26 protein-coding genes are annotated in these 25,889 nt (G+C 37.8%); 9 read left to right on the top strand and 17 right to left on the bottom strand.

The window, feature by feature from the left end; all coding sequences use genetic code 11:
* Positions 1-146: 146 nt before the first annotated feature.
* The 5 genes from OCV67_RS01970 to OCV67_RS01950 all read right to left on the bottom strand — a co-directional run bounded on the left by OCV67_RS01970 (position 147) and on the right by OCV67_RS01950 (position 4,808).
* On the bottom strand, positions 147-938 hold the full coding sequence (locus OCV67_RS01970; protein ID WP_147642185.1) for a peptidylprolyl isomerase: 792 nt from the start codon (positions 936-938) through the stop codon (positions 147-149).
* 10 nt (positions 939-948) lie between these two features.
* Positions 949-2,346 (bottom strand): cysteine--tRNA ligase, encoded by a 1,398-nt coding sequence (gene cysS / locus OCV67_RS01965; RefSeq protein ID WP_147642184.1) that lies wholly within the window; start codon positions 2,344-2,346, stop codon positions 949-951.
* Between the two features lie 3 nt (positions 2,347-2,349).
* Entirely contained in the window at positions 2,350-2,877 is a 528-nt protein-coding gene (locus tag OCV67_RS01960) for an FUSC family protein (RefSeq protein ID WP_147642183.1), read from the bottom strand.
* Entirely contained in the window at positions 2,861-3,502 is a 642-nt protein-coding gene (epsC, locus tag OCV67_RS01955) for a serine O-acetyltransferase EpsC (protein WP_147642182.1), read from the bottom strand. The genes OCV67_RS01960 and epsC overlap by 17 nt, the downstream gene beginning before the upstream one ends.
* An 874-nt stretch (positions 3,503-4,376) precedes the next feature.
* Positions 4,377-4,808 carry a helix-turn-helix domain-containing protein gene (locus OCV67_RS01950; RefSeq protein ID WP_147642181.1) on the bottom strand — a complete coding sequence of 144 codons (432 nt, stop codon included), beginning with the start codon at positions 4,806-4,808 and terminating at the stop codon, positions 4,377-4,379.
* A gap of 245 nt (positions 4,809-5,053) precedes the next feature.
* Between OCV67_RS01950 and OCV67_RS01945 the strand changes: the two genes are divergently transcribed.
* The 5 genes from OCV67_RS01945 (at position 5,054) to OCV67_RS01925 (ending at position 11,898) form a co-directional block, all read left to right on the top strand.
* Positions 5,054-5,401, top strand: coding sequence for a helix-turn-helix domain-containing protein (locus OCV67_RS01945; RefSeq protein WP_147642180.1), 348 nt, complete (start codon positions 5,054-5,056; stop codon positions 5,399-5,401).
* Between the two features lie 176 nt (positions 5,402-5,577).
* On the top strand, positions 5,578-5,922 hold the full coding sequence (locus OCV67_RS01940; RefSeq protein ID WP_147642179.1) for a helix-turn-helix domain-containing protein: 345 nt from the start codon (positions 5,578-5,580) through the stop codon (positions 5,920-5,922).
* Between the two features lie 540 nt (positions 5,923-6,462).
* Positions 6,463-8,127, top strand: coding sequence for a glycosyltransferase (locus tag OCV67_RS01935; protein WP_147642178.1), 1,665 nt, complete (start codon positions 6,463-6,465; stop codon positions 8,125-8,127).
* A 132-nt stretch (positions 8,128-8,259) separates the two neighbouring features.
* The gene (locus OCV67_RS01930; RefSeq protein WP_147642177.1) at positions 8,260-11,238 is read left to right on the top strand and encodes a YfhO family protein; all 2,979 of its coding nucleotides are present in this window, start codon (positions 8,260-8,262) and stop codon (positions 11,236-11,238) included.
* Positions 11,239-11,292: 54 nt separating this feature from the next.
* Positions 11,293-11,898 carry a TIGR04100 family radical SAM protein gene (locus tag OCV67_RS01925; protein WP_337405170.1) on the top strand — a complete coding sequence of 202 codons (606 nt, stop codon included), beginning with the start codon at positions 11,293-11,295 and terminating at the stop codon, positions 11,896-11,898.
* Positions 11,899-11,946: 48 nt separating this feature from the next.
* On the opposite strand, the gene OCV67_RS01920 is transcribed toward OCV67_RS01925, so the two are convergent.
* Positions 11,947-12,606, bottom strand: coding sequence for a hypothetical protein (locus OCV67_RS01920; RefSeq protein WP_147642176.1), 660 nt, complete (start codon positions 12,604-12,606; stop codon positions 11,947-11,949).
* An 82-nt stretch (positions 12,607-12,688) separates the two neighbouring features.
* On the bottom strand, positions 12,689-13,486 hold the full coding sequence (locus tag OCV67_RS01915; protein ID WP_147642175.1) for an amidohydrolase family protein: 798 nt from the start codon (positions 13,484-13,486) through the stop codon (positions 12,689-12,691).
* A gap of 165 nt (positions 13,487-13,651) precedes the next feature.
* Here OCV67_RS01915 and OCV67_RS01910 point away from each other — a divergent pair, with 165 nt between their 5' ends.
* The 4 genes from OCV67_RS01910 to OCV67_RS01895 all read left to right on the top strand — a co-directional run bounded on the left by OCV67_RS01910 (position 13,652) and on the right by OCV67_RS01895 (position 16,040).
* A complete protein-coding gene (locus OCV67_RS01910) occupies positions 13,652-13,822 on the top strand; it encodes a DUF362 domain-containing protein (RefSeq protein WP_147642174.1) in 171 nt (56 codons plus the stop codon).
* A gap of 129 nt (positions 13,823-13,951) precedes the next feature.
* Positions 13,952-14,902, top strand: a complete 951-nt coding sequence (locus OCV67_RS01905; RefSeq protein ID WP_147642173.1) for a hypothetical protein — start codon at positions 13,952-13,954, stop codon at positions 14,900-14,902.
* A gap of 50 nt (positions 14,903-14,952) precedes the next feature.
* A complete protein-coding gene (locus OCV67_RS01900) occupies positions 14,953-15,492 on the top strand; it encodes a flavodoxin family protein (protein ID WP_147642172.1) in 540 nt (179 codons plus the stop codon).
* A complete protein-coding gene (locus OCV67_RS01895; protein ID WP_147642171.1) occupies positions 15,492-16,040 on the top strand; it encodes a sce7726 family protein in 549 nt (182 codons plus the stop codon). The genes OCV67_RS01900 and OCV67_RS01895 overlap by 1 nt, the downstream gene beginning before the upstream one ends.
* Before the next feature lie 28 nt (positions 16,041-16,068).
* On the opposite strand, the gene OCV67_RS01890 is transcribed toward OCV67_RS01895, so the two are convergent.
* The 10 genes from OCV67_RS01890 to OCV67_RS01845 all read right to left on the bottom strand — a co-directional run bounded on the left by OCV67_RS01890 (position 16,069) and on the right by OCV67_RS01845 (position 25,866).
* Positions 16,069-16,503, bottom strand: a complete 435-nt coding sequence (locus OCV67_RS01890; protein WP_147642170.1) for a hypothetical protein — start codon at positions 16,501-16,503, stop codon at positions 16,069-16,071.
* Positions 16,504-16,849: 346 nt separating this feature from the next.
* Complete coding sequence (pgsA, locus tag OCV67_RS01885) at positions 16,850-17,437, bottom strand: CDP-diacylglycerol--glycerol-3-phosphate 3-phosphatidyltransferase (protein WP_147642169.1); 588 nt, start codon at positions 17,435-17,437, stop codon at positions 16,850-16,852.
* Complete coding sequence (gene rimO / locus OCV67_RS01880) at positions 17,421-18,764, bottom strand: 30S ribosomal protein S12 methylthiotransferase RimO (protein ID WP_147642168.1); 1,344 nt, start codon at positions 18,762-18,764, stop codon at positions 17,421-17,423. Before rimO ends, pgsA begins: the two co-directional genes overlap by 17 nt.
* 12 nt (positions 18,765-18,776) lie before the next feature.
* Positions 18,777-19,391, bottom strand: coding sequence for a regulatory protein RecX (locus OCV67_RS01875; protein WP_147642167.1), 615 nt, complete (start codon positions 19,389-19,391; stop codon positions 18,777-18,779).
* Positions 19,392-19,397: 6 nt separating this feature from the next.
* The gene (gene recA, locus OCV67_RS01870; RefSeq protein ID WP_147642166.1) at positions 19,398-20,609 is read right to left on the bottom strand and encodes a recombinase RecA; all 1,212 of its coding nucleotides are present in this window, start codon (positions 20,607-20,609) and stop codon (positions 19,398-19,400) included.
* 14 nt (positions 20,610-20,623) lie between these two features.
* Positions 20,624-21,463 (bottom strand): peptide chain release factor N(5)-glutamine methyltransferase, encoded by an 840-nt coding sequence (gene prmC, locus OCV67_RS01865; RefSeq protein ID WP_262644177.1) that lies wholly within the window; start codon positions 21,461-21,463, stop codon positions 20,624-20,626.
* Positions 21,460-22,374, bottom strand: a complete 915-nt coding sequence (locus tag OCV67_RS01860; RefSeq protein WP_147642165.1) for a DUF1385 domain-containing protein — start codon at positions 22,372-22,374, stop codon at positions 21,460-21,462. The genes prmC and OCV67_RS01860 overlap by 4 nt, the downstream gene beginning before the upstream one ends.
* A 31-nt stretch (positions 22,375-22,405) precedes the next feature.
* Complete coding sequence (locus OCV67_RS01855) at positions 22,406-23,851, bottom strand: sensor histidine kinase (protein WP_262644175.1); 1,446 nt, start codon at positions 23,849-23,851, stop codon at positions 22,406-22,408.
* Complete coding sequence (locus OCV67_RS01850) at positions 23,841-24,539, bottom strand: response regulator transcription factor (RefSeq protein ID WP_147642164.1); 699 nt, start codon at positions 24,537-24,539, stop codon at positions 23,841-23,843. Before OCV67_RS01850 ends, OCV67_RS01855 begins: the two co-directional genes overlap by 11 nt.
* A gap of 25 nt (positions 24,540-24,564) precedes the next feature.
* Positions 24,565-25,866, bottom strand: a complete 1,302-nt coding sequence (locus OCV67_RS01845) for a hypothetical protein (protein ID WP_147642163.1) — start codon at positions 25,864-25,866, stop codon at positions 24,565-24,567.
* Between the last annotated feature and the right edge of the window lie 23 nt (positions 25,867-25,889).

Here is a 25,889-nt window from a genome sequence, read left to right as displayed (position 1 = left end):
CTCTTTAACCGAATTTGTAAAGTATTCAAGACATATTGTAATGATTATTGGTAAATTTTAAACCAATTTCACGCTTGATTTTTAATTTATAACTGTCAAATTTAACAAAACATACTTTCTGGAGTTGGGTAATTGCTTTTACATATTTATTTTAAATCGCTCTTGGAACTGTAAGTTCCGATTTCAATTGTTTCGATCATTATATCCTCCACAGGGATTTTAGTACCGTCCTTACTGTCAGTTATTTCCAGAGAAGTAAGCTTATCAATAACATCAAAGCCTTCATATGTCTGCCCGAATACGGTTATTTTCTGGGACAGACTGGGACAGCCTCCGTATTCTATAAAAGCCTCGGCAAGAGTAGTATTTTTATCCGATTCAAGAAGCTCTTTTTTGAGATCCTCGGTAAATTCAACGCTGTTTAACACCGCAAATCTGCTGCCGTTAAGAATCTTTGATTCACCCTTGAATTTTTTCCAGAATCCGCCCTCCTCGCTTGTTGTAAGACTGCAAAGCGCACCCTTAAAGGGCCAGAGATTCTGATGAAGCTCCTGCTCATATTCCAAAGCCGCCTGTTCATTATCCTTATTCAGATCGCCGTTTTTGTTAGGACTTCCCGCACCAAAATACACTCCCGGCTCGGAATTAAAAACATAAGTATTGTCATAATATCCGCTTTCTGCAAGATCTGTAAAATTTTTTACAGCATTCGGAGCGTATTCCGGATACAAAACAACCTTTATATCTCCCAGACTGGTTTTTATTGTAGCTATAGGATCACCGTTTTCAGGTTCCTGAGTCTGAACCAGTTCAAGCGTACTCATGTCTATATAACTTCCCGTACTGCTTGATATATACTGCATACATGATACCCCTGCAAAACTTATCGCTGCACTAGCCACTAATCCCATTAAAATAAATCTGAATTTTCTAGTCATTTACCTTACCTCAGTTGCTCTTAGTAATTTCCGTACCCTGTCTTGTTTCCTTTACCGTATATCCCATAGCGGTAATTTCGTCTCTTATTTTATCCGCCAAAGCAAAATCCTTCGCCTTTCTTGCTTCTTTTCTCTTTTGAACAAGTTCCAGAATTTCCCCGGGAATTTCTTCCTTCTCATTTCTGTTGTAAAGTATTCCCAGAACCCCTGTAAGACAGTCAAATAGCTCTGCGCCTTTCACAAGCTGTTCCTTTGATGTTTCTGGATCGGAGATCATTTTGTTAAGGTCACGAACCAGCTCGAATATTGCCGTCAGACCGTCTGCTGTGTTAAGATCATCGTCCATTGCGGTAATAAACTGATTTTTTCTCTTTTCAAATATCTCCTCCGCTTCAGCCGTAATACTGCCGTTTACTGCCTTTTCTATTGCCTTGTCAAGATTTTCACGGCAATTATATAAACGTTCCAAAGAAGCCTTACACGAATCCAAAAGCTCAGCGGTATAGTTCATAGGCATTCTGTAATGAGCCTGAATCATTAAGTATCTGATAGTCTCATAGCCGTACTTTGCGGCGGCGTCTCTTGTGAGGAAAAAGTTTCCCGCAGACTTGGACATCTTTTTATTATCTATATTAATGTGTCCGTTATGCATCCAGTAATTCGCAAAGTTTTTACCTGTCGCTGCTTCCGACTGTGCAATTTCATTTTCATGATGAGGAAATACTAAATCCTTGCCGCCGCAATGAATATCAATAGTATCTCCTAAACAGTCCTTAGCCATCGCCGAGCATTCAATATGCCAACCGGGTCTGCCCTTGCCCCACGGAGAATCCCAGTGCTGCTCGTCTTCCCCTGCTGACTTCCAAAGTGCAAAATCAAGAGGATCTTCCTTGATATCGCTTACCTCAACTCTTGCACCTGCTATAAGGTCGTCTAGGGACTGCTTTGAAAGCTTTCCATAGCCCTCAAATTTTCTTGTTCTGTAGTATACGTCGCCATTTGATTCATAAGCATACCCGTTATCTACAAGAGTTTGGATCATATCAATAATTTTATCCATATAAAGTGAAACTTTCGGGTGAACATCGGCAGGTCTTACATTCAGACCCTTAGCGTCGGTTTCATATTCATGAATGTATTTCAATGCAGTTTCTTCCGGAGTTGAATTTTCAAGCTTTGCCTGTTTAATAATTTTATCATTTACATCAGTATAATTCTGAATAAACGTCACATCATAGCCCTTGAATTCCAGATATCTTCTGAACACGTCAAACACGCATATAGGACGTGCATTACCGATATGGATAAAATTATAAACAGTAGGGCCGCAAACGTAAATACCCGCTTTTCCTTCTTCAATAGGTTTGAAATCCTCTTTCTGACCGGTTAACGTATTGTATATCTTCATAGTTCAAGATTCCTTTCTTTCCTGTTTATTATCTTGATTTCTTATAATTTTGTTAACAGCTACAGCCGTAAATATACCTGCAACAGTTTCCAGCATACGCTGAAGAGCAAAAAGATAATGATTCTCAAAGTCAAAATGAGATAGAACGATACTTAAAAATACCACACAGGATATATATGCACTGGACTCACGGTTTAATAAAACCGTGAGATAAATGACCGGTGCAATACAAAGCGATATTAAAATATAATATAAAAAAGAAAACGGCACAAGCGGAGTAAAATCGATTATCAGCAGTACCAATACCGCCGCCATTCCTCCGATAAAAGTACCCACGCATCTTACCACGCCTTTTTTAATACTTTCGCTGGTATTTGCCTGCATACATAAAATCGCCGCAATCATACTGTAAAATGGATGGATATTAAAGATCATTCCCAAAACAGCACATATAAATACAGCTATTACCGTTTTCCAGATACGCATTCCTATATGAATCTTCGGAAACTTCCAATCAGCTTTCAGCTTCAAGCTTTTCCACTTCCTTTTGCAGCTTTTCAATCTTCATATACATAGAACACATTTCCTGCGCTACAGGGTCGGGAATATGGATCTGATCAAGCTCCTTGCATACCTTAGCGCCATTGTTTCTTACAACTCTTGCCGGAACTCCCGCTGCGGTACAGTTATCGGGAATAGCTTCAAGCACTACGGCTCCTGCAGCAATTTTAACATTGTTTCCTATTTTAAACGGTCCTAAAACTTTTGCACCTGCCCCTACCATTACATTGTCTCCCAAGGTAGGATGTCTTTTGCCCTTTTCCTTGCCCGTACCTCCAAGGGTCACTCCCTGATATATAAGGCAGTTGTCGCCGATCTCGGCAGTTTCGCCTATTACAACTCCCATACCGTGATCTATAAAAAGTCCTTTTCCTATTTTAGCGCCCGGATGAATTTCTATTCCTGTCCGGAATCTTGCAAACTGCGAAATGATTCTGGCTATTGTAAACATCTTTTTCTTATAGAACCAGTGAGCCCGTCTGTAACTGTGAACAGCATGAAGTCCAGAATAGGTCAGCCATATTTCAAACGAACTTCTTGCCGCAGGATCACGTTCTTTTACGAGAGCAATGTCTTCTCTCAACTGTTTAAACAATATTTGATCACCCCTTTTTATTATTTATCGTATAAAAAAAGCCTCCTGCCCGCAAAGGTCAAGAGGCGGATAGTCCGCGGTTCCACTCTTAATTTATAGCTTGATTTCCGTAACGAGGAAAAACGCAGAGCAATACTCAGAAAGAATTCCGTTCCTGCCCCGAACTGACAGCCGCACTTCACATTTTCTCGCATATTCTGCTCACACCCATACAGAACTCTCTGCAATGCGTCCGAAAAGGCTACTCTGACTGCTACGTCTTTAATTATATAACTATACTATATTATACTCAGATTCTTCCTTTTTGTCAACCGCTTACTTTTTTGAAAAAAAGTAAGCAAAAAACTTTAATATCGTCTTTAGTATGATGATTTGATTTTTATAAGGCTCGACAGGTAAGTAAACAGAGGATTGAAGAAAAAAATTGAAAAAGGCTGGGCGAAAACTTTTATGCCGGATTTCATCAACTTCAAACACTTTCTAAACTCTCGCAAAGTTACTTTGCAGAGAAATGAAGAAAAAATTTTAAAAAAAGTAAGCAAAAAACTTTAATATCGTCTTTAGTATGATAATTTGATTTTTATAAGGCTCGACAGGTAAGTAAACAGAGGATTGAAGAAAAAAATTGAAAAAGGCTGGGCGAAAACTTTTATGCCGGATTTCATCAACTTCAAACACTTTATAAACTCTCGCAAAGTTACTTTGCAGAGAAATGAAGAAAAAATTTTGAAAAAAAGTAAGCAAAAAAACTTTAATTTCGTCTTTAGTATGATGATTTGATTTTTATAAGGCTCGACAGGTAATTATACAGAGGATTGAAGAAAAAATTGAAAAAGGCTGGGCGAAAACTCGCAAAGTCTTTTTAATAAAATTATCATTTTTCATTAAATATCGGATTGTTAGTACGATTCAAAAGATAATCAACGGAAACATTAAAGTAATCTGCCAGAAGAACTAAGGTAGAGTAATCCGCCTGACGTTCTCCGCTTTCATATCTGCTTATACTGTTCTGATTTAAATTCAAGTCTAACGCAAGCTTAATTTGTGTAATACCCCGCTGCTCCCTGAGCTGTTTTAATCTCAGAAAAGGAGACTTAATTTCATTCTTAAAAAAAGTCTGTGGAGTAACATTAAAAAAATCACACAATTTAAAAAAATTTCTCATTGTTGGTAATGTCACTCCGCTTTCAATATTCTTTATATGATTTTCATTACGGTATATCGCTTTCGCCGTTTCAATCTGCGAAGCGCCGCTTTGCATTCTTATTTGTTTAAATCGTCTGGCAAATTCTCTGTTTGTCAACATTTTTCATTCTCCGATCTTATAAAATTAAGCTATTGACGGACTAATCCAATTAATGTTATAATTAAAATCAGGTAAAAAATAGAAATATAATTTAGGTTTTCTTGTCCGTATCAATGACTAACTATAATTATATGCTACATTTTTGTAGATGTCAACGCTTTTGTCTACAAATTATTAGGTTTTGTACAATTTCACAAATTCCGAACTAAATTTATGTAGAATTTTGCTAATAAATGGAGGTTTTAATGTTCTGGAATATCTTTTATGCATTATGTGAATCACATGGTACTACACCAAATGCAGTATGTAAAAAGTTAAAATTATCAAATGCAACAGCTACACATTGGAAAAACGGAACAATCCCCAGGGGAGATATACTGTTAAATATAGCAGATTATTTTAACTGCTCCGTAGATTATTTACTCGGCAGAACCAATCAGTCTCATGTTATAAATGAAAATAATTATATTAATGAAATAGAGCAGCATGACGAACTATTAGCGGAATTTGCAATAGCTTTTAAATCACTGAACCTTTCAGACAAAATAGATATCATGAACATCATACATGAAAAGCTAAAAAATAAATCCTGATTCAGCTATTGACGGTCTGAATCAAATGATGGTATAATTAAAATTAATTGTACATTTTTATGGGATTTTATATTCTTGTAAATATCACTTTATTATATCATACCATAAATTTATCGAATTGTCAACCGAAAGTGATAAATTTATCATTTAATTATGAATTATAAAAAAAGAGGTGATTGATTATAGAAAACGCATATAAATCGAACGATGTTGCCATAAGAATAAAAGAAATTTTAAAAAATAGAAATATAAAACAAAAAGAAATGTATAATACCCTTGGTATATCAGACAGAACTCTTGATAATTATAAAACTTCAATGCCAAAGGCGGATAATTTAGCAAAAATCGCCGATTATCTCGACTGCTCTGTAGATTATTTGCTTGGCAGGACAGACATTCATCATGTAGCACATGAAGCGAAAGACGAAATGGAAATAGAAATGCTCAAAGCATTCAAATCCTTAAATTTTTCAGATAGAATCGAAATCGTGAATACAATAATTGAAAAGACTAAGAAATAATTGCCGCCATTTTACTGGGGTGTGAATTTTAGATGAGAAGTCTTGCCTTTTACTGGGAGACCAATTAGTTCAGTATCAAAATGACGGACAAAGTTTTTCTTTGCTTTACTTTCTTTCACATGAAAGAAAGTAAAGGACGCATTTCTTTGGTTCGTTTCTTGTTGCGAGACAAGAAATGAACATGAAAAGTTTTATAAGCTTTTTTCAAATTTTTCCTTCAATTCTCTGTTTACTTACCTGTCGAGCCTTATACAACATTATATCATCATACTAAAAACGATATTAAAATTTTTTGCCTACTTTTTTTCAAATTTTTTCCTTTAATCCTCTGTTTACTTACCTGTCGGGCCTTATACAACATTATATCATCATACTAAAAACGATATTAAAGTTTTTTGCCTACTTTTTTTCAAATTTTTTCCTTTAATCCTCTGTTTACTTACCTGTCGGGCCTTATACAACATTATATCATCATACTAAAAACGATATTAAAGTTTTTTGCCTACTTTTTTTCAAAAAAGTAGGAGAAAGGAGCAGAATTTGAATTTAAGATCAATATCCGTACTTTTAAAAAGTATATTTTTACAAAGCCGATATCAGCGTATGCTGAAAAAGGAAATAAACAAAGAAACTGCATTGCTGTACGGCGAAAGCGACATTTCAAATGATTGCCTGAAAAATATTACGATTTTCAAAAAAATGTCTCTTAAAAATCTTTCTTCCTGTGAATTTATAATTACCTCCGGAGTTCTTCCGGACTTTTTTATTAAAAAAGACGGTCAAAAAATCATCTGCTTACCCAAATATGAGAGTTCCGTTTTCTTCGGAAAAATGCAGAGAACACTTCTGATGTCGGATTACATTATCTGTCCTGACTGCAAAACAGAAGCGGAAATAATAAAAAACTTTCAGCTTAACGGTATTTATAAAGGTACTGTTATAAACGGCGGTTCGGAAACCGTTAATAAAATTCTCAGCGGCAACAACCCAAAAGGAAAATGTATTTATAAAAATGAAAATCGAACACTTATTTACTCCGGCTCTCTTGCTCAAAACGGTCTTACCGCTTCGCTTCTGAGTCTGCTTTCCGGACTTAAAAACCTTTCAGATAATTTTTATATAACTTACCGTGAAGAGTCGGTTAGAAAAACTCCGGACAATCTCAAAAAGATTCCGAATGAATTTCATTGTATTCCGATGTCGGGAAAAACTCAGTATACAATAAGTGAATTTTTATGCTATATACTTTACTTTAAACTTAATATTTCTAACCGTTTTATTGAAAACCGTATAGACCGCCTTTATAAAAGAGAATGGAAAAGACTTTTCGGAAGTACAGATGTCAGCTGCGCTATTCAGTTTACGGGATATGAATACGGCGTTATAAATATGTTCAGATGTTTTGAGGGAAAACGCATCATATATGTGCACAACAATATGACCGAGGAAATAAATTTAAGAAAAAATCAACATTATAAAACATTGCAAAAAGCGTACCGTGAATACGATACTGTTGCGCTTGTAACAGAGGACATGCGCCGCTCCGCACTGGAAATCAGCGGCGGAAACGGTGAAAATTTCACTGTTGTCCCAAACTGCCACAATTATGAGAGAGTACTGGAAAAATCACGTCTTCCCATAGAATTTCAGCAGGAAACGGAATCAAATGTAACTTTGGAACAGCTTCAGGATTTACTTGCGTCCGAAAAACTGAAATTTATAACAATAGGACGCTTTTCCACAGAAAAAGCACATATACGTCTTATAGACGCCTTTGAGGAATTTTATAAAAGTCATTCAGAAAGCTGTCTTATTATTATCGGCGGCAGAGGAGAGCTTTACGAAGAAACGCTGAAATACGCCGAAAGCTGCAAAGCTGAAATTATTCTTATCAAATCAATGGAAAATCCTATGCCTGTACTGAATAAATGCGATTTATTTATGCTGCCGTCCAGATACGAAGGACTGGGTCTGGTTCTGCTTGAAGCAGACACTTTAGGCATTCCTGTTTTTGCAACAGACATTGACGGTCCGAGAGGATTTATGAAAGAACACGGCGGACTGCTCGTGCCTGACGATATTGAGGGAATACTTTCCGGCATAAACATGTTTGTAAACGGTAAAATAAAGCCGATGAATGTTGATTATGCACAGTATAATGAAGATGCGTTAAATAGATTTATGGAAATATGCAATCTAAAATGATAAAAAACCAGTTTATTTGTTATAATTTTTGTAGATTTTTTCATTTCCTATTGTAAAATGAACAAAAATATTGTATAATAGTTAATATCTATGAATTTCAGCCGTTGGCTGTAAAAAATAAGGAGGAACAAAATGGCTGGTTTATCTACAGCAAAAAATAAACCGTCAGTCCCAAAAGAAAAATTGTCTTTCAAAAACTTTTTCAGCTTTCTGGGCGGCTGGTTTATCCGAAACAAATTATATTTTCTGGCGTTTGCTATACCTGTAATTATAATGTATATCGCATACGCTATGTTTAAAGTTTATCCTTTCGGTGAGGAATCGGTCTTGGTTTTAGACCTTAACGGTCAGTATGTTTATTACTTTGAAGCTCTCCGTGATGCATTCTGGGGAGAAGAAAGTATTCTATACAACTGGTCCAGAAACCTTTCAGGAGGCTATATCGGAATTATCGGTTACTACCTTGCAAGTCCGTTTACTCTTATTGTAATGCTTCTTCCAAGAACTATGCTGTTGGGCAGCTTACAGATAATGATACTTGCAAAACTGGGTACAGCAGGGGTAACTTTCAGTTATTATCTGCAAAAATCAAAGAAAATGCCTCCGCTTCAGACTGTTATATTCTCCACTCTTTATGCACTTTGCGCTTACGGAGTAATTCAGGCTATGAACCCTATGTGGTTAGACGGCGTTTTTCTGCTGCCTCTTATTATACTTGGGGTTGAATATCTTGTAGATGACGGAAGAAAGCTGAATTTCATAATTCCTCTGGCAATTATGTTTATTTCCAACTTCTATATCGGATATATCGTAGGTATTTTCACATTTCTTTATTTTGTTTTCTATATCTTTTCAGGAAGAAATGAAATCGGCAGAAAATTTAAAGCCAATGATTACTGGAAAACTTTCCTGCGCTTTGCCGGAAGTACAGGCGTTGCTCTATTGTGTTCGGCATTCATGATAATCCCGGTTTACAAAGCTCTTCAGCTTGGTAAATTTGAATTCTCAACTCCGGATTTCTCATTTGCAACACAGTTCTCGCCGCTGAACTTCTTACCTCAGCTGCTTCCAGCACAGTATGATACTGTAGATACTGAAGGACTGCCGGAAATTTACTGCGGTATGCTTACCGTTTTACTGCTCCCGATTTTTTATCTGAACAATAAAATTTCACTTAACAAAAAAATCGGATATTCCGCACTTCTTGCAGTACTTTTCTTAAGCATGTACATTCGTCCTCTGGACATTATATGGCACGGTTTTCAGGTTCCTAACTGGCTGCCGTTCCGATACTCCTTTACTTTCTCCTTCGTATTGCTCCTTATGGGTGCGGCGGCGTTTTCAAAGCTTGACGGAATCAAGGCTTCCGGTATCGGAGGTTCGCTGTTCTGTGTTATAGCGTTCCTTGCAATAGCCGTATCCAGAAAATCAGAACATCTCACAACAACTGAAATAGTTATAGCCGGAGTATTGGCTGTGGTTTACTGCCTTATCATAATCGCATTCAGAAACAAGGAAAAACTTATGGCAGTAACCGCCCCTGTTATAATTCTAGCCGTATCAGGCGGGGAACTTATTTACAACAGCTACAATACTTTTAAAGATGAAGATGCCGATCTTATATATTCAACTCATACGTCATGGTATAATTTTATAAATAACGGACGTGAAGTTACCCAGCAGCTCTATAATTATGACCCAAGCTTTTACAGAGCTGAAAAAACCTTCCACAGAACAGTAAACGATAATTCCGCTTTCGGACTCAGAGGCATCAGCCATTCAAGCTCCGTTATGAACGCTCCGCTTCTTAAATTTATAGAAGCCCTTGGATATTCAGCAAGTACATATTATACCAGATATGACGGAAATACACCTATTTCCGATTCTCTTCTCGGTATTAAATACTCCATGGACAGAAATACCGTAGGAGATGATAATGCAGTTCGCCTTACCAATGAATCGTATGAACCTGTTTTCGCCTATAACTATGTTGATGAAAACGGCAAAGATACTGTAATTGACGTTTATCAGAATCCTAATGCGCTGGCGCTGGGTTATATGTCCGATTCAAATATAAGATATGTTGAAAAGCTTGGAAACGGCAATATTTTTACAAGTCAAAATATTTTTATGAGTACAATTGCCGGATATACCGACATAAATCTTAATGAAGGAACATTTGACAGCTACCATGAATACTTCAAAAGAATTGACGTTGACCCCAACTCATTTATTTTAAATAACGTTACAACTTCCCCTTACAACACAGCAACGGCAGAGCAGACAATGTATACTGCCGGCGAGGGAGATCCTACAGTAAATATGCATATTACCGTTCCGTCGGAAGAACCTATTTATATGTTCTTAAATACTGAAGTCCAGAAATCAGTTAACCTGTGGCTAAGTACCGAAAAAGATGAAAACGGTGAATATATTAACCACAGATTCGTAAGTGCATATTTTGAAAATCATGACTATCATACTATTAATCTCAGCTCATATCTGGGAGATGTCGCCCCAGGACAGGAATTTGAACTCAGAATGACTGTCGCAAACGAATATACAGTCGTACAGGATTTCCAGTTCTACACCTTTGACGAGGAACTTTTCCAGCAGGATATAGATAAAATCAAGCAGAATCAGTGGAATTTAACCGAATACGGCGGCCGCCATCTTAAGGGTACAATTACTGCCGGAGAAAATCAGATAATGATGACAAGCATTCCTTACGAGGACGGCTGGACAATAAAGGTCGACGGCAAAAAGGTCGAGCCTATCTGTCTGGTAAAAGCGCTTATAGGTATTGAACTTGAACCGGGAGATCATACTGTTGAAATGACTTATACTCCTCCGGGACTTATTCCCGGATTCGGCGCATTGCTGATCGGTATCATCTGTATTGTATTTGTTTACAGATATGATAAAAAGAACAATAAAATTCTTATTGAAAGATACCGTGCAAAAATGTATCCGACTGTTGTTTCATCAGAAAATAAATCCGAAAATCAAAAATCTGAAATAAAAACAGTAAATAAGGGAACTAATATTAATACTGCTTCTGCAAAAAACAATTCTAAAAATAAAAACGGCAAAAAGAAAAAGAAAAGATAAAAAAGGACGGCTTTATGCCGTCCTTTATCTTAAAACAGAAAGGAAAAAATTATTATGGCTATGACAATAGTATATGAGGTAGGAAATAATTTATACGTTAATCTGACAAACAAATGTCCATGCAGCTGTACCTTTTGTATCAGAAATAACGGCGACGGCGCATACGGCTCAGACAGTCTGTGGCTGGAACATGATCCGTCAGATCAGGAAATTATACAAGCGCTGAAAGAACACAATTTCAAAAATTATAAAGAAATAGTTTTCTGCGGATACGGCGAACCTACTGAAAGACTTGACTCCTTGACTGCCGCAGCGTCATTTATAAAGAAAAACGACGGTCCTCCAATAAGATTAAACACCAACGGCTTAGCCGACCTTATTCACGGCAAACCTGTTGCTTATAAGCTTCAAGGACTTTGCGACATTGTTTCAATAAGCCTGAATGCAGGAACAAAGGAAGAATATTTAAAAGTCACACGTCCTTCATTCGGCGATAAATCCTTTGAAGCAATGCAAAGATTTGCTATCGACTGCAAAAAGTATGTTAAAACAGTTGTTTTTACAGTAGTTGACGTAATCGGCAGCGAAGAAATTGCAGCAGCTCAGGAAATCGCCGATAAACTGAGTATTCCTTTGCGGGTAAGAAAATACGAAAGCTGAAATCAATAAAAATGGAACGCCTTTCAATAAAAAGCGTTCCATTTAATTTTAATACTTTTCAATCCAGAATTTCATCATTCCGCCGTCGTCATAGACATAATAATGAACTATATATGCTCCGTCCTTATTGTAAATCAATTCTGTAGAACCCTGCGATTCGTCACGGTTTGATTCAGACGGTTCCCCCAGTGCCCCTTTGACGTCATCTATTGACGCATTCCATTTTACGTTACCGGGAACTGCAAACTGAGGATAATTTGTCTTATCCTTTATTTCAACCTTTACAGCCCATATCTGACAATCTGCAAGCGGAACCTCTTCCTGACCGACGTTTGCAAATCCAACTGCCAATACGCCCTCGTCAACGCCCTCATGATTCAAATAAACATCGCATGATAATCTAATCTCAGAATTCAAGGTACAATCCTCTAATCCATAATTAGAGGGGTCAAAGGACCAACCTATATCAGTAAGATCCTTGTAATTAAATTCCGGCGTATAAAAAACTGAATCTATACCAAATGTAAGCGTTGACCAATCGGCGGTTTCAGGATAATCAGTATCTGTATTATCATTACTATTCTGCTGAACGCTTGAGCTGTCAGAAGTACTATAGGTAACATAATTTTCTTTTTTCACTTCATTACATCCTGTAAAAGCAGCGGCTACAACGATCGACGCTATAATACCCGTAAAAAATCTTTTCATTTGGAATCTCCTTTAATCAATAATGTATAGAGATATTTTAACATAATAAAAATAATTAGTCAATAGTATAAAAAAGGTCGTTTTAGCACTTTATTCCCAGCAGTCCGGCAGCATTTTTATAAAATATTTTTTCCTTATCCTCCTGAGAAATATCCAAAGCGTTAATCATTTTTATTTCATTTGCCGGATCATCCCACGGACAATCGCTGGCAAATAAGATTCTATCTGTACCATGCTTTTCAATAATTCTTTTCAGAATATCCTGTCCGATTTCTCCTGCAATACAGCTTACATCAAGATAAACATTACCGTCTGTTCCGGCAATAATACGTTCAGTCTGTTCCCAGCGGTACATTCCTCCCAGATGAGCAAGTACCATAGTAAGATCCGGAAATTTCTTATGAATTTCTGCAAATGCTTTAGGACTACCATGAATAACATCGCACATTGGATCATAGCCTCCATGAAAAACGATCATAAGACCAAGATCAGAACATTTTTGATATATGGGAAATGCCTTCTCATCATCAGCAAAAAAATTCTGATAATCCGGATGCAGCTTAACACCGTAAAGCCCCGATTCTTTTATTCTGTCAAGTTCTTCAAGAGCGTCCTCTGCATCAGGATGCACGCTCCCAAAAGCATATATTTTGTCGGACATTATCTCCTTTGCCCAACTATTTACAATCCTCTGCTGAGACGGTTTCGTAGCAATAGGCAGAACTACCGATTTATCAACTCCCGAATTATTCATTATTTCAAGAAGTCCGTTTACTGTTCCGTCTGTATACGGCTTCATACCTGAAGTAGCTGTTAGCTTACTCATTGCCTTCTCTACGATTTTTTCAGAAAACGCATGCGTATGAAAATCTATGATCATTTTATATCACCCTTAACTTTAAAATTACCTTTTTTATAGTATACCTTTATAAAGAATTTGTCAATCATCAATTTTAAAAAAACTCTTGCTTTTTTTTAAAAATATGATAGAATATTAATAGAGAGTAAAGTAATTTGCTCTATTAATCGTTCGGAGGTGTTAATAATGGCATACAAAATTTCAGATGAATGCATCAGCTGCGGCGCTTGTGCTGGTGAATGTCCAGTTGGAGCTATCTCAGAAGGAGATGGCAAGTACGTTATCGATGCTGATACATGTATTGACTGCGGCGCTTGTGCTGGTACATGTCCTGTTTCAGCACCTGCTGCTGAATAATTCTATTTATAAAAAGAACGTCTTTATAAGCGATTATGAAGATGTTCTTTTTTTATTTTAATGTCGAATATTGACATATTTATTAAAATGTGTTAATATAAATATATTAAAATAATGGAGGGATTATTGGTGGTAAATTCAGATTTAAAAAAATTGGCTGTTAAAAAGGGAATGAAAATTTCACATAACATTTGCTACGGCATTTTAAACGGCTATACTGTTACACTGAGGGATATTAACAACGGCAGAATGATAAGGGAACTGTACATTTCAACGGTTATCAACCAAGATGTAAAAAGTAAGATCCTTGAAGCATTAAACAGCGCAAACGCTCAGAAGCAGTACAAAATAGATTTTATAGACGTAAACGACAGTTATATCAGCATAGGATTTGTAGTTTCAATGGGAATAATGAAGCGTCTTGAACCTTTTATTGACTGGTTTATGCCAATAGTAGCAGCTTCTGGTGCACCGGAAAGTATTTGTCCTGAATGCGGTAATCCTATGCAGGGAGACGAAGTAAAAAAACTTCTGGGCGGTCACGCAGTCTGTATGCACAGTGCATGTGCACAGGCACTTATTAACAATGTTAAAGCCGAAGAAGAGGAATTTAAAAATTCTGAATCAAACGCCGGAAAAGGTCTTTTAGGCAGTGTTATTTTCGGATTGGTTTCAGCTATTCCGTGGGCTGTCGTTTACGCTTTGGGCTGGTTCGTAGGCTGGCTGGGTGCACTTATAGGTGCAGCAATAGTTAAAGGGTATACCATGTTTGGCGGAAAAGTAAAAAAATCAGTAATTCCAATTATGGCTTTGCTTGTTATAATATGCGTTGTCTTTGCACAATTCCTCGGCGACGGAATCCAATTGGCATACTATATAAGTAATGGAACGCTTTATGGTGAATGGTCGGATATTCCTGAATATATGTCATTGCTTTTTGAGGATTCGCATTACATAAAAACTTTTGTCGGAAATATTCTTATCGGTATACTGTTTGCAGGTCTGGGCGTCTGGGGTATTTTCAAAACGCTTATTAAAAATGTTTCATCAGTATCAAAGACTATTGTAGATCTTGAATGATTATTTTAAAAAGAACGGTTTTTGCCGTTCTTTTTTCGGAGGTATTATAAATGAAAAAATTAGTTGTTGTTTTAGGAAGTGCCAGACGGGACTCCGTCTCTGAAAAGGCCGCAATGGAGTTTATAAAAGGTGCAGAAGAAGATGGATACAAATCAGTCATTTTCAGAGCAAATGATATGAATATCAAGGGCTGTACCGGCTGCGGAAGCTGCCGCAGAAACGGTACTGACTGCGTTATACAGGATGACATGCAGAAATATTACGGTGAACTGCGTTCATGCTCGGCTTTGCTTGTAACCTCACCTAACTACTATGCAAATATTGCAGGACCTATGATCACATTTATGAACAGGCATTACTGCATGAACAATCCGGACAAGACTTCCCGTCTTCAGCCTGGAATAAAGCTTGCCGGTATTTTTGCACAGGGTGCTCCTGAAAATTATTCGAAATATCCCGCTACCTATGACTGGTACTTGAGTACATTTACAGGTAAAGGTATGGAACTGACTGATAAGCTTATTATCGGCGGTGACAGCAATATTGAAGCCATACTGAACAAGGCTTATGAAATGGGTAAAAATCTGTAATGCTTGACCCCGGCATAAGAGAGGCATTATTTCTCTACCTTGATTACAATTACGGTAAACACCGTACCTTTGAAGAAGTACCGATAAATACATCCAGAGCCGATATTTATGCAGTTACCGAAAGAGGTCTTATCGGATTTGAAATTAAAAGCGACAATGACTCTTATACACGGCTTTCTTCACAGGTGAAAAATTACGATCTCTATTTCGATTGGAATTATGTAGTTGTAGGTAAAAAGCACCGCAAAGGCGTGGAAAAGCATGTCCCTGATTACTGGGGAATCTTCTGCGTATATGAAACTGAAAACGGTACGGAAGTCGAGCTTATTCGCCCTCACGGAATAAATCCTAAATTTAAATTGAAAAAGCAAATGGAACTGCTCTGGAAGCGTGAACTTTCACACATTCTTGCACTCAATTTTATGCCTCGTTATCCTCAGAAAAGCAAGGTATTTATCAGAAACAAGCTTCTTGAAAAAGTACCGGAAGGGTTTTTAAAAAAACAAATCTATGAGGAACTCTTTGAAAGAGATTATACTTTATTGTAAAAAAGCGCTTATGATTATCATAAGCGCTTTAAGTATTTTTATTATTAAGTAAACCGGCTTTTTTCTTTTTTTCATATTCCTTTGCACTGAAAACAATTGAAACAACAGAAATAATAACAATAAATATATTAATCGACGGTTTAACAAAATCATGAGTATAGCCGTCAAATAAATCTGTAATGAATAAAAATCCTTCACAAAAAAATGAAAACATGCTTAATCCTATACATAAACCGTTAATAGCTATATCAACTGGATGTTTAAAAAAATTGGCTAAGAATCCAACTGCAATTACGATAAACGGCAGCCACTGCCATAAAAAGCGGAAAAGAAGTTCTGTCCCTATTTTGCCACTGTAAGTTCCGCTGTAAAATGATTCATACTGTGTACTGTTAAGTATCAAATAAATTCTATATCCCAATACAGCTGCAAGTGATATATTGCAGATTATTCTGTGTTTCACTTTTCTTCCAGTCCTTTCATAACTGACATAAAGCTTCAACTTTTTCTTCATTCTTTAGTTTACTTACCTGTCGAGCCTTATTTTAATTATATTATCTAACTAAAAACAAAAAAGTTTTTTGCCTACTTTTTTTCAAATTTTTCTTCATTTTTCTATTTACTGACCTGTCGAGACTTATTTTAATTATATCATCTAACTAAAAACAATATAAAAGTTTTTTGCCTACTTTTTTTCAAATTTTTTCTTTACTTTTCTTTGTACTTACCTGTCGAGACTTATTTTAATTATATCATCTAACTAAAAACGATATAAAAGTTTTTTGCCTACTTTTTTTCAAAAAAGTAGGTTATTTATCTGCATCAATATACTTCCAGTAGCCTTTAAGATAAACAAGACCGGAAATTACAGTAAGAGCAGTCGAAACCCAGATCAATATCTGAATAATATAATCGCACACATCATTGATTTTATTGGAAATGTTAAGTCCAAACCACTCAAAATCGCCTGAAACAGCAAGATAAATTAAAATAAACACAACAGAAACCATAGTAAACGCAGTTTTCAGCTTGCCCCAGAATCCTGCCGCTACAACAATACCATTACCGGCAGTTACGAGTCTCAGTCCGGAAACCATAAATTCTCTTGCTACTATTATGATAAGCGGTACAGAGCTTATTATTTTCAGATCAACAAATGCCGCAAGTGCCGATACTACCAGTACTTTATCCGCAAGAGGATCAAGAAATTTTCCAAAGCTTGTTACTAAATTGTTTTTTCTTGCAATATGACCGTCCAAAGCATCAGTAATTGACGCCGCCGCAAAAACTGCAAGTGCAATCGTATAATTAAACGGAATACTGTCAATCAATGCAAAAATAAGAAATACAGGAACAAGAACCGTTCTTAAAAGGGTAAGCTTATTTGGAAGATTCATTGGATATCACCTCTCCGATAAGATCATAATCTAAAGTATCTGTAATTTTAACCGTAACATACTGACCTATCTCCAGTTTTTCATCACTGGTAAAGAAAATCTTTCCGTCAATATCCGGAGCGTCTCCCGCAGTTCTTCCGAAATAGCATTCAGCCCACTTATCAAAACCCTCAACAACCGCTTCAAATACGCCGTCCATTTTCTCTGAATTCTTTTCCTCACTGATTAGCTGCTGCTGTTCCATAATAATATCCGCTCTGTGAGTTTTTATTTCCTCATCAAGCTGACCGTCAAAATAAGCAGCCGCAGTCCCCTCCTCTTGTGAATACGCAAAACAACCCAGTCTGTCAAACCTCATATCCTTTACAAACTCTGCAAGCTCTTCAAACTGTTCCTGTGTTTCACCGGGAAAGCCTGTAATAAGCGTTGTCCTGATAACAATATCAGGCACCTTATTTCTTATCTTTTTCATAAGTTCCGTTAGAAACTGACGATCACCTCTGCGGTTCATTCTTTTAAGTATTTCGCCGTTGCAGTGCTGTATAGGAATATCCATATACTTTACTATTTTTTCCTGATTTGCTATTACTTCCAACAGCTCATCGGTAATTCTCTCAGGGTAGCAGTAAAGCACACGAATCCACTTCAGACCGTCTATACCGCAGAGCTTTTCCAAAAGCTCCGGCAGTTTTGATTTGCCGTATAGATCCTCGCCATATCTGGTAGTATCCTGAGCGATAACTATGATTTCCGTTACGCCGTTTTCAGCAAGCCATTTAGCTTCCTTCAGAACTTCCTCCATTGGAACGCTTCTGTAAGGGCCTCTGATTTTCGGAATTGCGCAGTAAGTGCAGCAGTTATTACAGCCTTCTGCAATTTTTAAGTAAGCAAAAAAAGGAAGAGTAGAAATAATGCGTTCACCGGTTACAGGAAGATTTATCTTGTCGTCAAAATGAACAACTCGTTCGTTTGCAAGAACATGATCAAGGATATCAATAATGTCTTTTTGGTCGCCGATACCAACAACAGCGTCGATCTCAGGAAACTCATCTGCCATTTCCTGCTGATAGCGTTCGGAAAGACAACCGGTCACAACGATCTTTTTTATAGTACCCTCTTCCTTAAGCTTAACGAGTTCAAGGATAGTCTCAATTGCCTCCTCCTTTGCAGACTGAATAAACCCGCAGGTATTAACAACTGCAATATCGGAAAGTCCCGGCTCTGTTACCAGTTCGTATCCTCTTTTTCTGAATTTATAAAGCATTCTTTCGGAATCCACCAAATTCTTGGAGCATCCCAAAGAAACCATTCCGATTTTAATAGGCATAAACTGCCCTCCTTATTTTTCCAAAAAATCTTTTATAGCTTTATTAATGTCATCATAGTCATATCCGGCTCTTACAAGTCCGTTTTTAACCTTATTAACTGATTTTAAATCTTCCGAATCTTCAAGATATCCGGCATACTTCTTTTCTATAAGTACTTCCAATCTATCATACAGACCATTATAACAGCTTTCAACAGCCTCATCGGCAACACGTCCTCTTATACCCCTTTTAAAAAGCTCCTGACGAACTCTTTTAGGACCATAAAGCTTACAATGTGCATAATTATAGACCAGTCCCTCAGCAAATCTGCGGTCGTTTACATACCCCTTTGCCGCCATCATATCAGCTACCTTATAGCAGATATCCTCCGGATAGTTTTTGATAAGCTTTTCAAAAAGTCCGATATAAGAATATTCCCTTTCATTTATAAGGTACATGGCTCTCCTTGCCGCACGTCTCAGTTCCGATGCAAACAGTACTTCTGCAAACCTTTCTCTGCTTATTTCCATACCCTCTTGAAGCTGAAATTTGCTTATAATATCCCTGTGAAGATAAGCTCTTTTATTACCGTCTGCTATAACACAGAACATTTCACCCTTATATTTTTCAAGCGTTGTAATTACCATTATATTTTATTCGGCAGGAGTAAATTCTTCAAAATCGTCTTCTGCGTTAACAACGGGATCAATGTCGTCAAAGCTGTCTGTCATACTGCCTACAATTTCGTCTATATCTTCAGTACCTGCTGCATTTTCTGCCGCTTCCTCAAGCTTGCTTTTACTTGAAACAGTACTTGCCGCAGCTTCAAGTGCGTCCTTATTTTCCATGACCTTCTGCTCTATCTCTTTAAGCATTTCAGGATTTTCTTCAAGCGCCTTTTTAACATTATCTCGTCCCTGACCAAGCTTTTTTCCGTCATAGCTGAACCAAGAACCGCTCTTTTTGATTATATCCAGTTCAACTGCAATATCCAGTACCTCGCCCATTCTTGAAATACCCTTACCGAAAATAATATCGAACTCACATTCCTTAAACGGCGGAGCCACCTTATTTTTCTTAACTTTAATCTTAGTACGGTTTCCTATCAGTTCAGTACCGTTCTTTATAGGTTCTCCTTTTCTGACGTCAATAATTACAGATGAGTAGAATTTCAAAGCACGTCCGCCCGGAGTCGTCTCAGGATTACCGTACATTACGCCGATCTTTTCACGAATCTGATTAATAAATACGGCAACGCAGTTTGTTTTTGAAAGAAGCGGAGTAAGCTTTCTCATTGCCTGTGACATAAGTCTTGCAAGCTGACCTACATTGGAGTCCCCCATATTGCCGTCGATTTCAGCTTTTGTAGTAAGAGCCGCAACAGAGTCCAGTACCACAACATCAATAGCACCGGATCTTACAAGTGCTTCCATGATCTCAAGAGCTTCTTCACCGCTGTTAGGCTGTGACACTAAAAGATTGTCAACATCAACGCCCACAGCTGCCGCATATTTAGGATCAAGAGCGTGTTCAACGTCTACAAATGCAACTTCTCCGCCCTGTTTCTGAGCTTCTGCAATAATATGCAGTGCTACAGTTGTTTTACCTGAGCTTTCCGGACCGTAAAGCTCAACAATTCGTCCTCTTGGAACGCCGCCTATACCCAAAGCAAGATCCAATCCCATAGAACCGGTAGGAATAGCGTCAACCTTCATAGTCTGATTAGCACCGAGCTTGATTATAGCTCCTTTTCCGAAATTCTTTTCTATCTGAGCTATGGCACTTTCAAGTGCTTTTTTCTTTTCGTCCTTAGTTACTGGAACAGCTATCGCTTTTACTTTTTTCTTTAAGTCTGATTTTGCCATTTTGTATTCCTCCGTTAAATTTTTTCTCCACGGACAACCCGTATTATTCCGGATAAATCTTCTGTCATTTCTATATTAATAAAATTATTTTCTTCAAGTATTTTCATAACGGCGTCTTCCTGTCCCATACCTATCTCATAGGCAAGAATACCCCCTGATTTAAGACAATCTTTCCAGATTTTTGTAATGCTTCTATAAAAATCAAGACCGTCCTTACCTCCAAACAGAGCAGTTTCAGGTTCAAATGTTACTTCTTTTTGCAGGGATTTCATATCCTCAGCCGTAAGATAAGGCGGATTACAGACTATTGCATCAATTCCGCTGAATATTTCCGCCGTTTTCTCTGACATAACATCGTCCTTGACTATATTTAAGTCAGTATTATTGAGTTCTGCATTTTTCTTTATGTATTCAGCCGCTTTATCTGAAATTTCAACGGCAGTAACATCGGCATTTTTTATATTCAGTGCAAGAGATACCCCAATACAACCGCTGCCGCTGCAAAGATCCAAAATCTTAGGATTTTCAGGCAGTTTGATTTTTAGTACCGTTTCAACAAGAGTTTCAGTATCCTGTCTTGGAATTAAAACTCCCTCCCCTACATAAAAGGGCAAACCGAAAAATTCCCATTTTCCTAAAAGATATTGAAGTGGATATCCGCTGATTCTCCTGTACGCTAAATTATTGACGGTATTTTTCTGCTCCTCTGAAGCGGTTGGTTTTTCCAGAAGAAGTACTGAAAGTTTCTTTCCGAAAACATGTTCCAGAATACACATAGCTTCAAAGGACGCAGATTCAATATTATTGCATTCAAATATTTTTTTTGCATGAAAATAAAGCTCCGGAGCGGTCACCACTTATCCTCCTCAAGATTATCAGGTATACATGGCTTTATAGCGGCAATAGCGCACTCAATTTCCTTATCGTCCGGTTCTTTGGTTGTAAGACGCTGTATATACAGTCCCGGGGCTGAAAGAATTTTTGTAAAAATATTTTCATAACGTCCGGCAATACGTATCAGCTCATAGGATATCCCCACCATAAGCGGCAGAAGAATAACGCTTGAAAGCACACGCTGCCATACCACAGTAAACGGCACAAGACACATTACAAGTATACTGATAATAAGAGTAATAAATATAAAGCTTGTTCCGCATCTGGGGTGAAATCTAACCTGCTTTTTAACATTTTCAACAGTAAGCTCCAGTCCGGCTTCAAAGCATGCTATAGTTTTATGCTCCGCTCCGTGATACTCATATGTACGCTTTACGTCCTTCATCAATGCAGTAGCCGCAAGATAACCTATAAAAATTATAATTTTTATGATACCTTCAGCTAATGAGCGGACAAATCTGTTGACAGTCAGAACATCAGCAAAATTCACTATCCATTTGGGCAGGAACACAAACAGTCCCACAGCGATTACAAGGCTTAAAACCATAACTACGCCCATAATAGCATTCATTGCCTTGTCGCTGAGCTTTTCGTCTTCTTCCGCTTCATCGTCGTCCATCTGTTTTTCAGCAGATTTCATAAGACAGCTATAACCGTCTTTCATAGAAATAACAAAGTTGAAAATTCCTCTTATCAAAGGAGTTTTCCTGTACCATGCGGTAACCGGTTTTTTATCCCATATCTCTACATCGATCTCACCGTTCGGCAGACGGCACGCCATAGCGCCTTTTTTTACCCCGTTCATCATAATACCCTCAATAAGAGCCTGTCCGCCTATTTTTGACTTATGCTGCTGATTTTTCTCACTCATCTGCGTTTGCCTTTCCGTCCATACAGGACTGTTATTTATCCTCCGTCTTCTGCGGAGGAATAGTTATAGTAACTTTGGTACCCTTGCCTTCTTCGCTTTCAAGAGTAAGCGTACCCCCGTGCATTTGAATAATTTCATCTGCGACTGCAAGACCGATACCGGAACCTTTTTTAGTATGGTTTGCTTTATAAAACTTTGTTTTTATTTTCGGCAGATCGGATTTTCTGATCCCACAGCCGTTATCTTCAACGGTAACCCGTATATCTCCCTCAGGAGATGTTCCGGCAACTATTTTTACTGTTCCGCCTCTGTTGGAATATTTTATCGCATTATCAATAATATTGATAAACACTTGACGTATTCTGTTTTTGTCTCCGTAAACTACCGGAAGCATTTCCGGTTCTTCATAGGTCATGGTTATATCTTCGATCTTTGCTCTTTCGGCATAAATCAGGGCAGCCTCCCCTAACTCGGCAAGAACGTCCATAGCAGACTGCTGCAAGGTAAAATGTCCGCTCTGCATTCTTGAAAAGTCAAGAAGTTCCTCCACCATCTGGGAAAGTCTTTCAGTTTCGTTTGTTATGACTCTGATACCTTTTTTGAAAATTACAGGATCTCTTTCTGTCCTGATAGTTTCAGCCCAGCCTCTGATAGCTGTCAGCGGTGTTCTGAGCTCGTGGGAAACAGAAGAAATAAACTCGTTTTTCATAGCGTCCGCATTGGAAAGCTCGTCTGCCATATGATTGATCGCCGTACACAGATCGCCGATCTCATCGTCGCTGTCATGCTTTATTCTTACGGAAAAATCTCCCTTTGCAAATTTTGCCGCTATTTCGCTTATCTGCTGAACCGGTTTTACAATGGAACCGATAAAATAAAATCCGGTAAATGCAAGAAGGAGAAGTATTCCTATACAGGTCGCTGTAAAAATCACAATAAATCCGGTAACGGCAGAGTCAACTTCTGCCAGCGAGACCACCACTCTGACCGCACTGTATTCGGAGTTCATTGAAGAAATTGAATATGTAACAGCCATGATTCTCTCGCCGCTGTCTTGTTTGCCCACGTAATATCCGTATTTATTTTCGGCTTTCATAGCTTCTTCATAATCCGACATATAAACTGCGGCGTCAGGAGAGAATCCGGAGGACGTCATGGAGATTTTCCCTTTTGAATTTATTGCCATAAGTTCCATTCTATCTTTTTCCGAAAAATTTTCAACCATATTTCTCACTTCTGACGAAAAATTAACGGTGCCGTCATCAGCATAAAGTGAAAGAACACTGGTAACAGCATTCAATTTCGAAGTCAGATACTGCTTTGCCGAATTGTAATAATAGTTCTGAACCACATAAATAAGGATCATTTCCAGTACCATCATGATCATAAGGATTATTCCCATATTATTCAGCAGCCAACGTTTTGTTATGCTTTTCTTACCCAATGAACCCGCAACTCCGTTTAAATTATTTCTCATTCCATTTATAGCCGTACCCCCAAATTGTGAGAATATATTTAGGGTTTGAAGGCTCATCCTCTATTTTCATTCTTATTCGTCTTATATTTACATCGACTATCTTATCGTCACCGTAATAATTATCGCCCCAGATATGAGCCAAAATACTTGAACGGTCAAGAGCTGTATTTTTATTATTTAAAAAGTACTCCATTATCTGATATTCCACCTGCGTAAGCTCAATAGGCTTTCCGTTTTTTGACACCGTCCTGCTCTTAAGGTTCAGACTGAAAGGACCGGATTCAAGTACTGTCGATTCGTCCTCTTTAACGAAACTCATGCAGACTCTCCTATAAATAGCGTCTACCCTTGCGGTCAGCTCGGAGGGTGAAAACGGCTTAGTTATATAGTCGTCAGCGCCCATCATAAGTCCGCTTACCTTGTCCATTTCCTGTGCCTTTGCAGTAAGCATTATGATTCCCAGCGTAGAGCTTTTTTCACGAAGCTTTTTGCATACTGTAAATCCGTCTATTCCCGGCATCATTATATCGAGCAGTACTATGTCAAAATTTCCCTTTTCTTCAACAAATAATTTTAATGCATCCTCTCCGCAGTTTACATCATGCACTTCATATCCTGCACGCTTTAAATTGATAACCACAAAGTCACGTATCGTATCCTCGTCTTCACATACCAATATACGTTTCATAAAAGACTCCATTTCCCTTCCGCCGTTAATCCTCAAAAATGAATTTCATCATTATTTCCGCCGGCGAATCCACAAATTCATTTTCCTTATTTACTTTTATAAAAAACATTTTATCGCCTCTTGAATGAAGCAGATCATAGCCGTCATTCCACAGCTTATCAGTCTCTGCACTTTCAGAAACGGTTTTTATTCTTAAAATTTCAACGCAGTCCTCAGGATCTTTATCATAACTGCATATTTTTACTTCATTATCAACCGAGCTGACAATAACGGTTACATGGTCGTACCATTTTTCAGGAATAATAAAAGTATATCCGTCGGTAATAGTCATATAACTCAGATATTTCCGTTCCAACTTTTCGTTTTTTAATTCATACCATTTAGTAAGAAATATCCGATCATCTTCGGATTCGTCATATCCCGGACAGGAAACAGGAACCGGAATTTCCACAAATCCGTCTCCGTCTATATCTGTACTTTCATAAGCAGACGGACGCATAGTCTCCTCCTTTTCAAGATCGGGACTAAAAACAACAGACAGATTGTTTTCACTGTCTACAGAAAGTATTTCAGTTACAATAGTTCCGCTGCTTGTTTCCGCATCAAGATAAACCGCTTTCAAATCATCGGTAAATTCACCGTAGGTCAGATTTCTGTAATTTGTATAGCTTTCGTTCAGCTCAACCGATGAACGCAGATAATTGCCGTTTTCGGCAAGATAGTAAACTGCGGCTGACGCCCTGCGGGAAGCACTCTGGTTCAAGACGGTAAAAAATTCTTTTTTCCCGTCGCCGTTTAAATCTACGGCGTCAAAAAGGGAATAATAATTATTTTCAAATGTAGTATTCAGATTTCCGTCGGAATAATCGTAAATGCTCACAACCTTTTCACTTTGGTTTATAAGGCTGTAACCGACAACTATGTTAACCCTGTCATGCTCTCCCAGTTTTGTGATCATAACCTGTTCAACTTCATTTCCGTCAGCAGCACGGTCGTATACCGACCGCCATACTGAATCCTCCTGGTCAAGAATATTTATGCGCAGGGAATTATCTTCTGTTTTAATGGCGTTTTTCTTGTAAAAAACTATTGCCTCCTCCTGGGAATCGTTATCAATATCGTCTACGATAAAGGCGGAAAGATTCTCGCCTGATCTGGGGTATTTCAAACTGATATTGGGACCGGTATAATTTTTCAGAGCGCTGTAAATCTGTTCTTGCTGAGCGCTCAGCTTAGGAGGCGTCAAAAGAGCGTCTATAGAAGTATTCAGCGAGCACCCCGTAAGCAAAAGAGGGAAAAGCATTATTATAAATTTTATTTTATTCAATTGCATTCTTCCTCCTATGCTTT

This window comes from Porcipelethomonas ammoniilytica (genome assembly GCF_025567485.1).
GTDB classification, from domain to species: Bacteria; Bacillota; Clostridia; order Oscillospirales; family Ruminococcaceae; genus Porcipelethomonas; species Porcipelethomonas ammoniilytica.
The sequence above is the reverse complement of the archived record's forward strand: the minus strand, read 5'-3'. Positions and strand labels throughout refer to the sequence as shown.

What these genes read in the sequence shown, in the direction of transcription:
- OCV67_RS01850 (WP_147642164.1), bottom strand. Translation starts at nt 24,539, where the DNA reads ATGAAACGTATATTGGTATGTGAAGACGAGGATACGATACGTGACTTT.
- OCV67_RS01875 (WP_147642167.1), bottom strand. Translation starts at nt 19,391, where the DNA reads ATGGTAATTACAACGCTTGAAAAATATAAGGGTGAAATGTTCTGTGTT.
- OCV67_RS01860 (WP_147642165.1), bottom strand. Translation starts at nt 22,374, where the DNA reads ATGAGTGAGAAAAATCAGCAGCATAAGTCAAAAATAGGCGGACAGGCT.
- OCV67_RS01895 (WP_147642171.1), top strand. Translation starts at nt 15,492, where the DNA reads ATGCTTGACCCCGGCATAAGAGAGGCATTATTTCTCTACCTTGATTAC.
- OCV67_RS01950 (WP_147642181.1), bottom strand. Translation starts at nt 4,808, where the DNA reads ATGTTGACAAACAGAGAATTTGCCAGACGATTTAAACAAATAAGAATG.
- OCV67_RS01930 (WP_147642177.1), top strand. Translation starts at nt 8,260, where the DNA reads ATGGCTGGTTTATCTACAGCAAAAAATAAACCGTCAGTCCCAAAAGAA.
- OCV67_RS01945 (WP_147642180.1), top strand. Translation starts at nt 5,054, where the DNA reads ATGTTCTGGAATATCTTTTATGCATTATGTGAATCACATGGTACTACA.
- recA (WP_147642166.1), bottom strand. Translation starts at nt 20,609, where the DNA reads ATGGCAAAATCAGACTTAAAGAAAAAAGTAAAAGCGATAGCTGTTCCA.
- rimO (WP_147642168.1), bottom strand. Translation starts at nt 18,764, where the DNA reads ATGCCTATTAAAATCGGAATGGTTTCTTTGGGATGCTCCAAGAATTTG.
- OCV67_RS01900 (WP_147642172.1), top strand. Translation starts at nt 14,953, where the DNA reads ATGAAAAAATTAGTTGTTGTTTTAGGAAGTGCCAGACGGGACTCCGTC.
- OCV67_RS01970 (WP_147642185.1), bottom strand. Translation starts at nt 938, where the DNA reads ATGACTAGAAAATTCAGATTTATTTTAATGGGATTAGTGGCTAGTGCA.
- pgsA (WP_147642169.1), bottom strand. Translation starts at nt 17,437, where the DNA reads ATGAATCTTCCAAATAAGCTTACCCTTTTAAGAACGGTTCTTGTTCCT.
- OCV67_RS01920 (WP_147642176.1), bottom strand. Translation starts at nt 12,606, where the DNA reads ATGAAAAGATTTTTTACGGGTATTATAGCGTCGATCGTTGTAGCCGCT.
- OCV67_RS01855 (WP_262644175.1), bottom strand. Translation starts at nt 23,851, where the DNA reads ATGAGAAATAATTTAAACGGAGTTGCGGGTTCATTGGGTAAGAAAAGC.
- OCV67_RS01910 (WP_147642174.1), top strand. Translation starts at nt 13,652, where the DNA reads ATGGCATACAAAATTTCAGATGAATGCATCAGCTGCGGCGCTTGTGCT.
- OCV67_RS01925 (WP_337405170.1), top strand. Translation starts at nt 11,293, where the DNA reads ATGGCTATGACAATAGTATATGAGGTAGGAAATAATTTATACGTTAAT.
- cysS (WP_147642184.1), bottom strand. Translation starts at nt 2,346, where the DNA reads ATGAAGATATACAATACGTTAACCGGTCAGAAAGAGGATTTCAAACCT.
- OCV67_RS01915 (WP_147642175.1), bottom strand. Translation starts at nt 13,486, where the DNA reads ATGATCATAGATTTTCATACGCATGCGTTTTCTGAAAAAATCGTAGAG.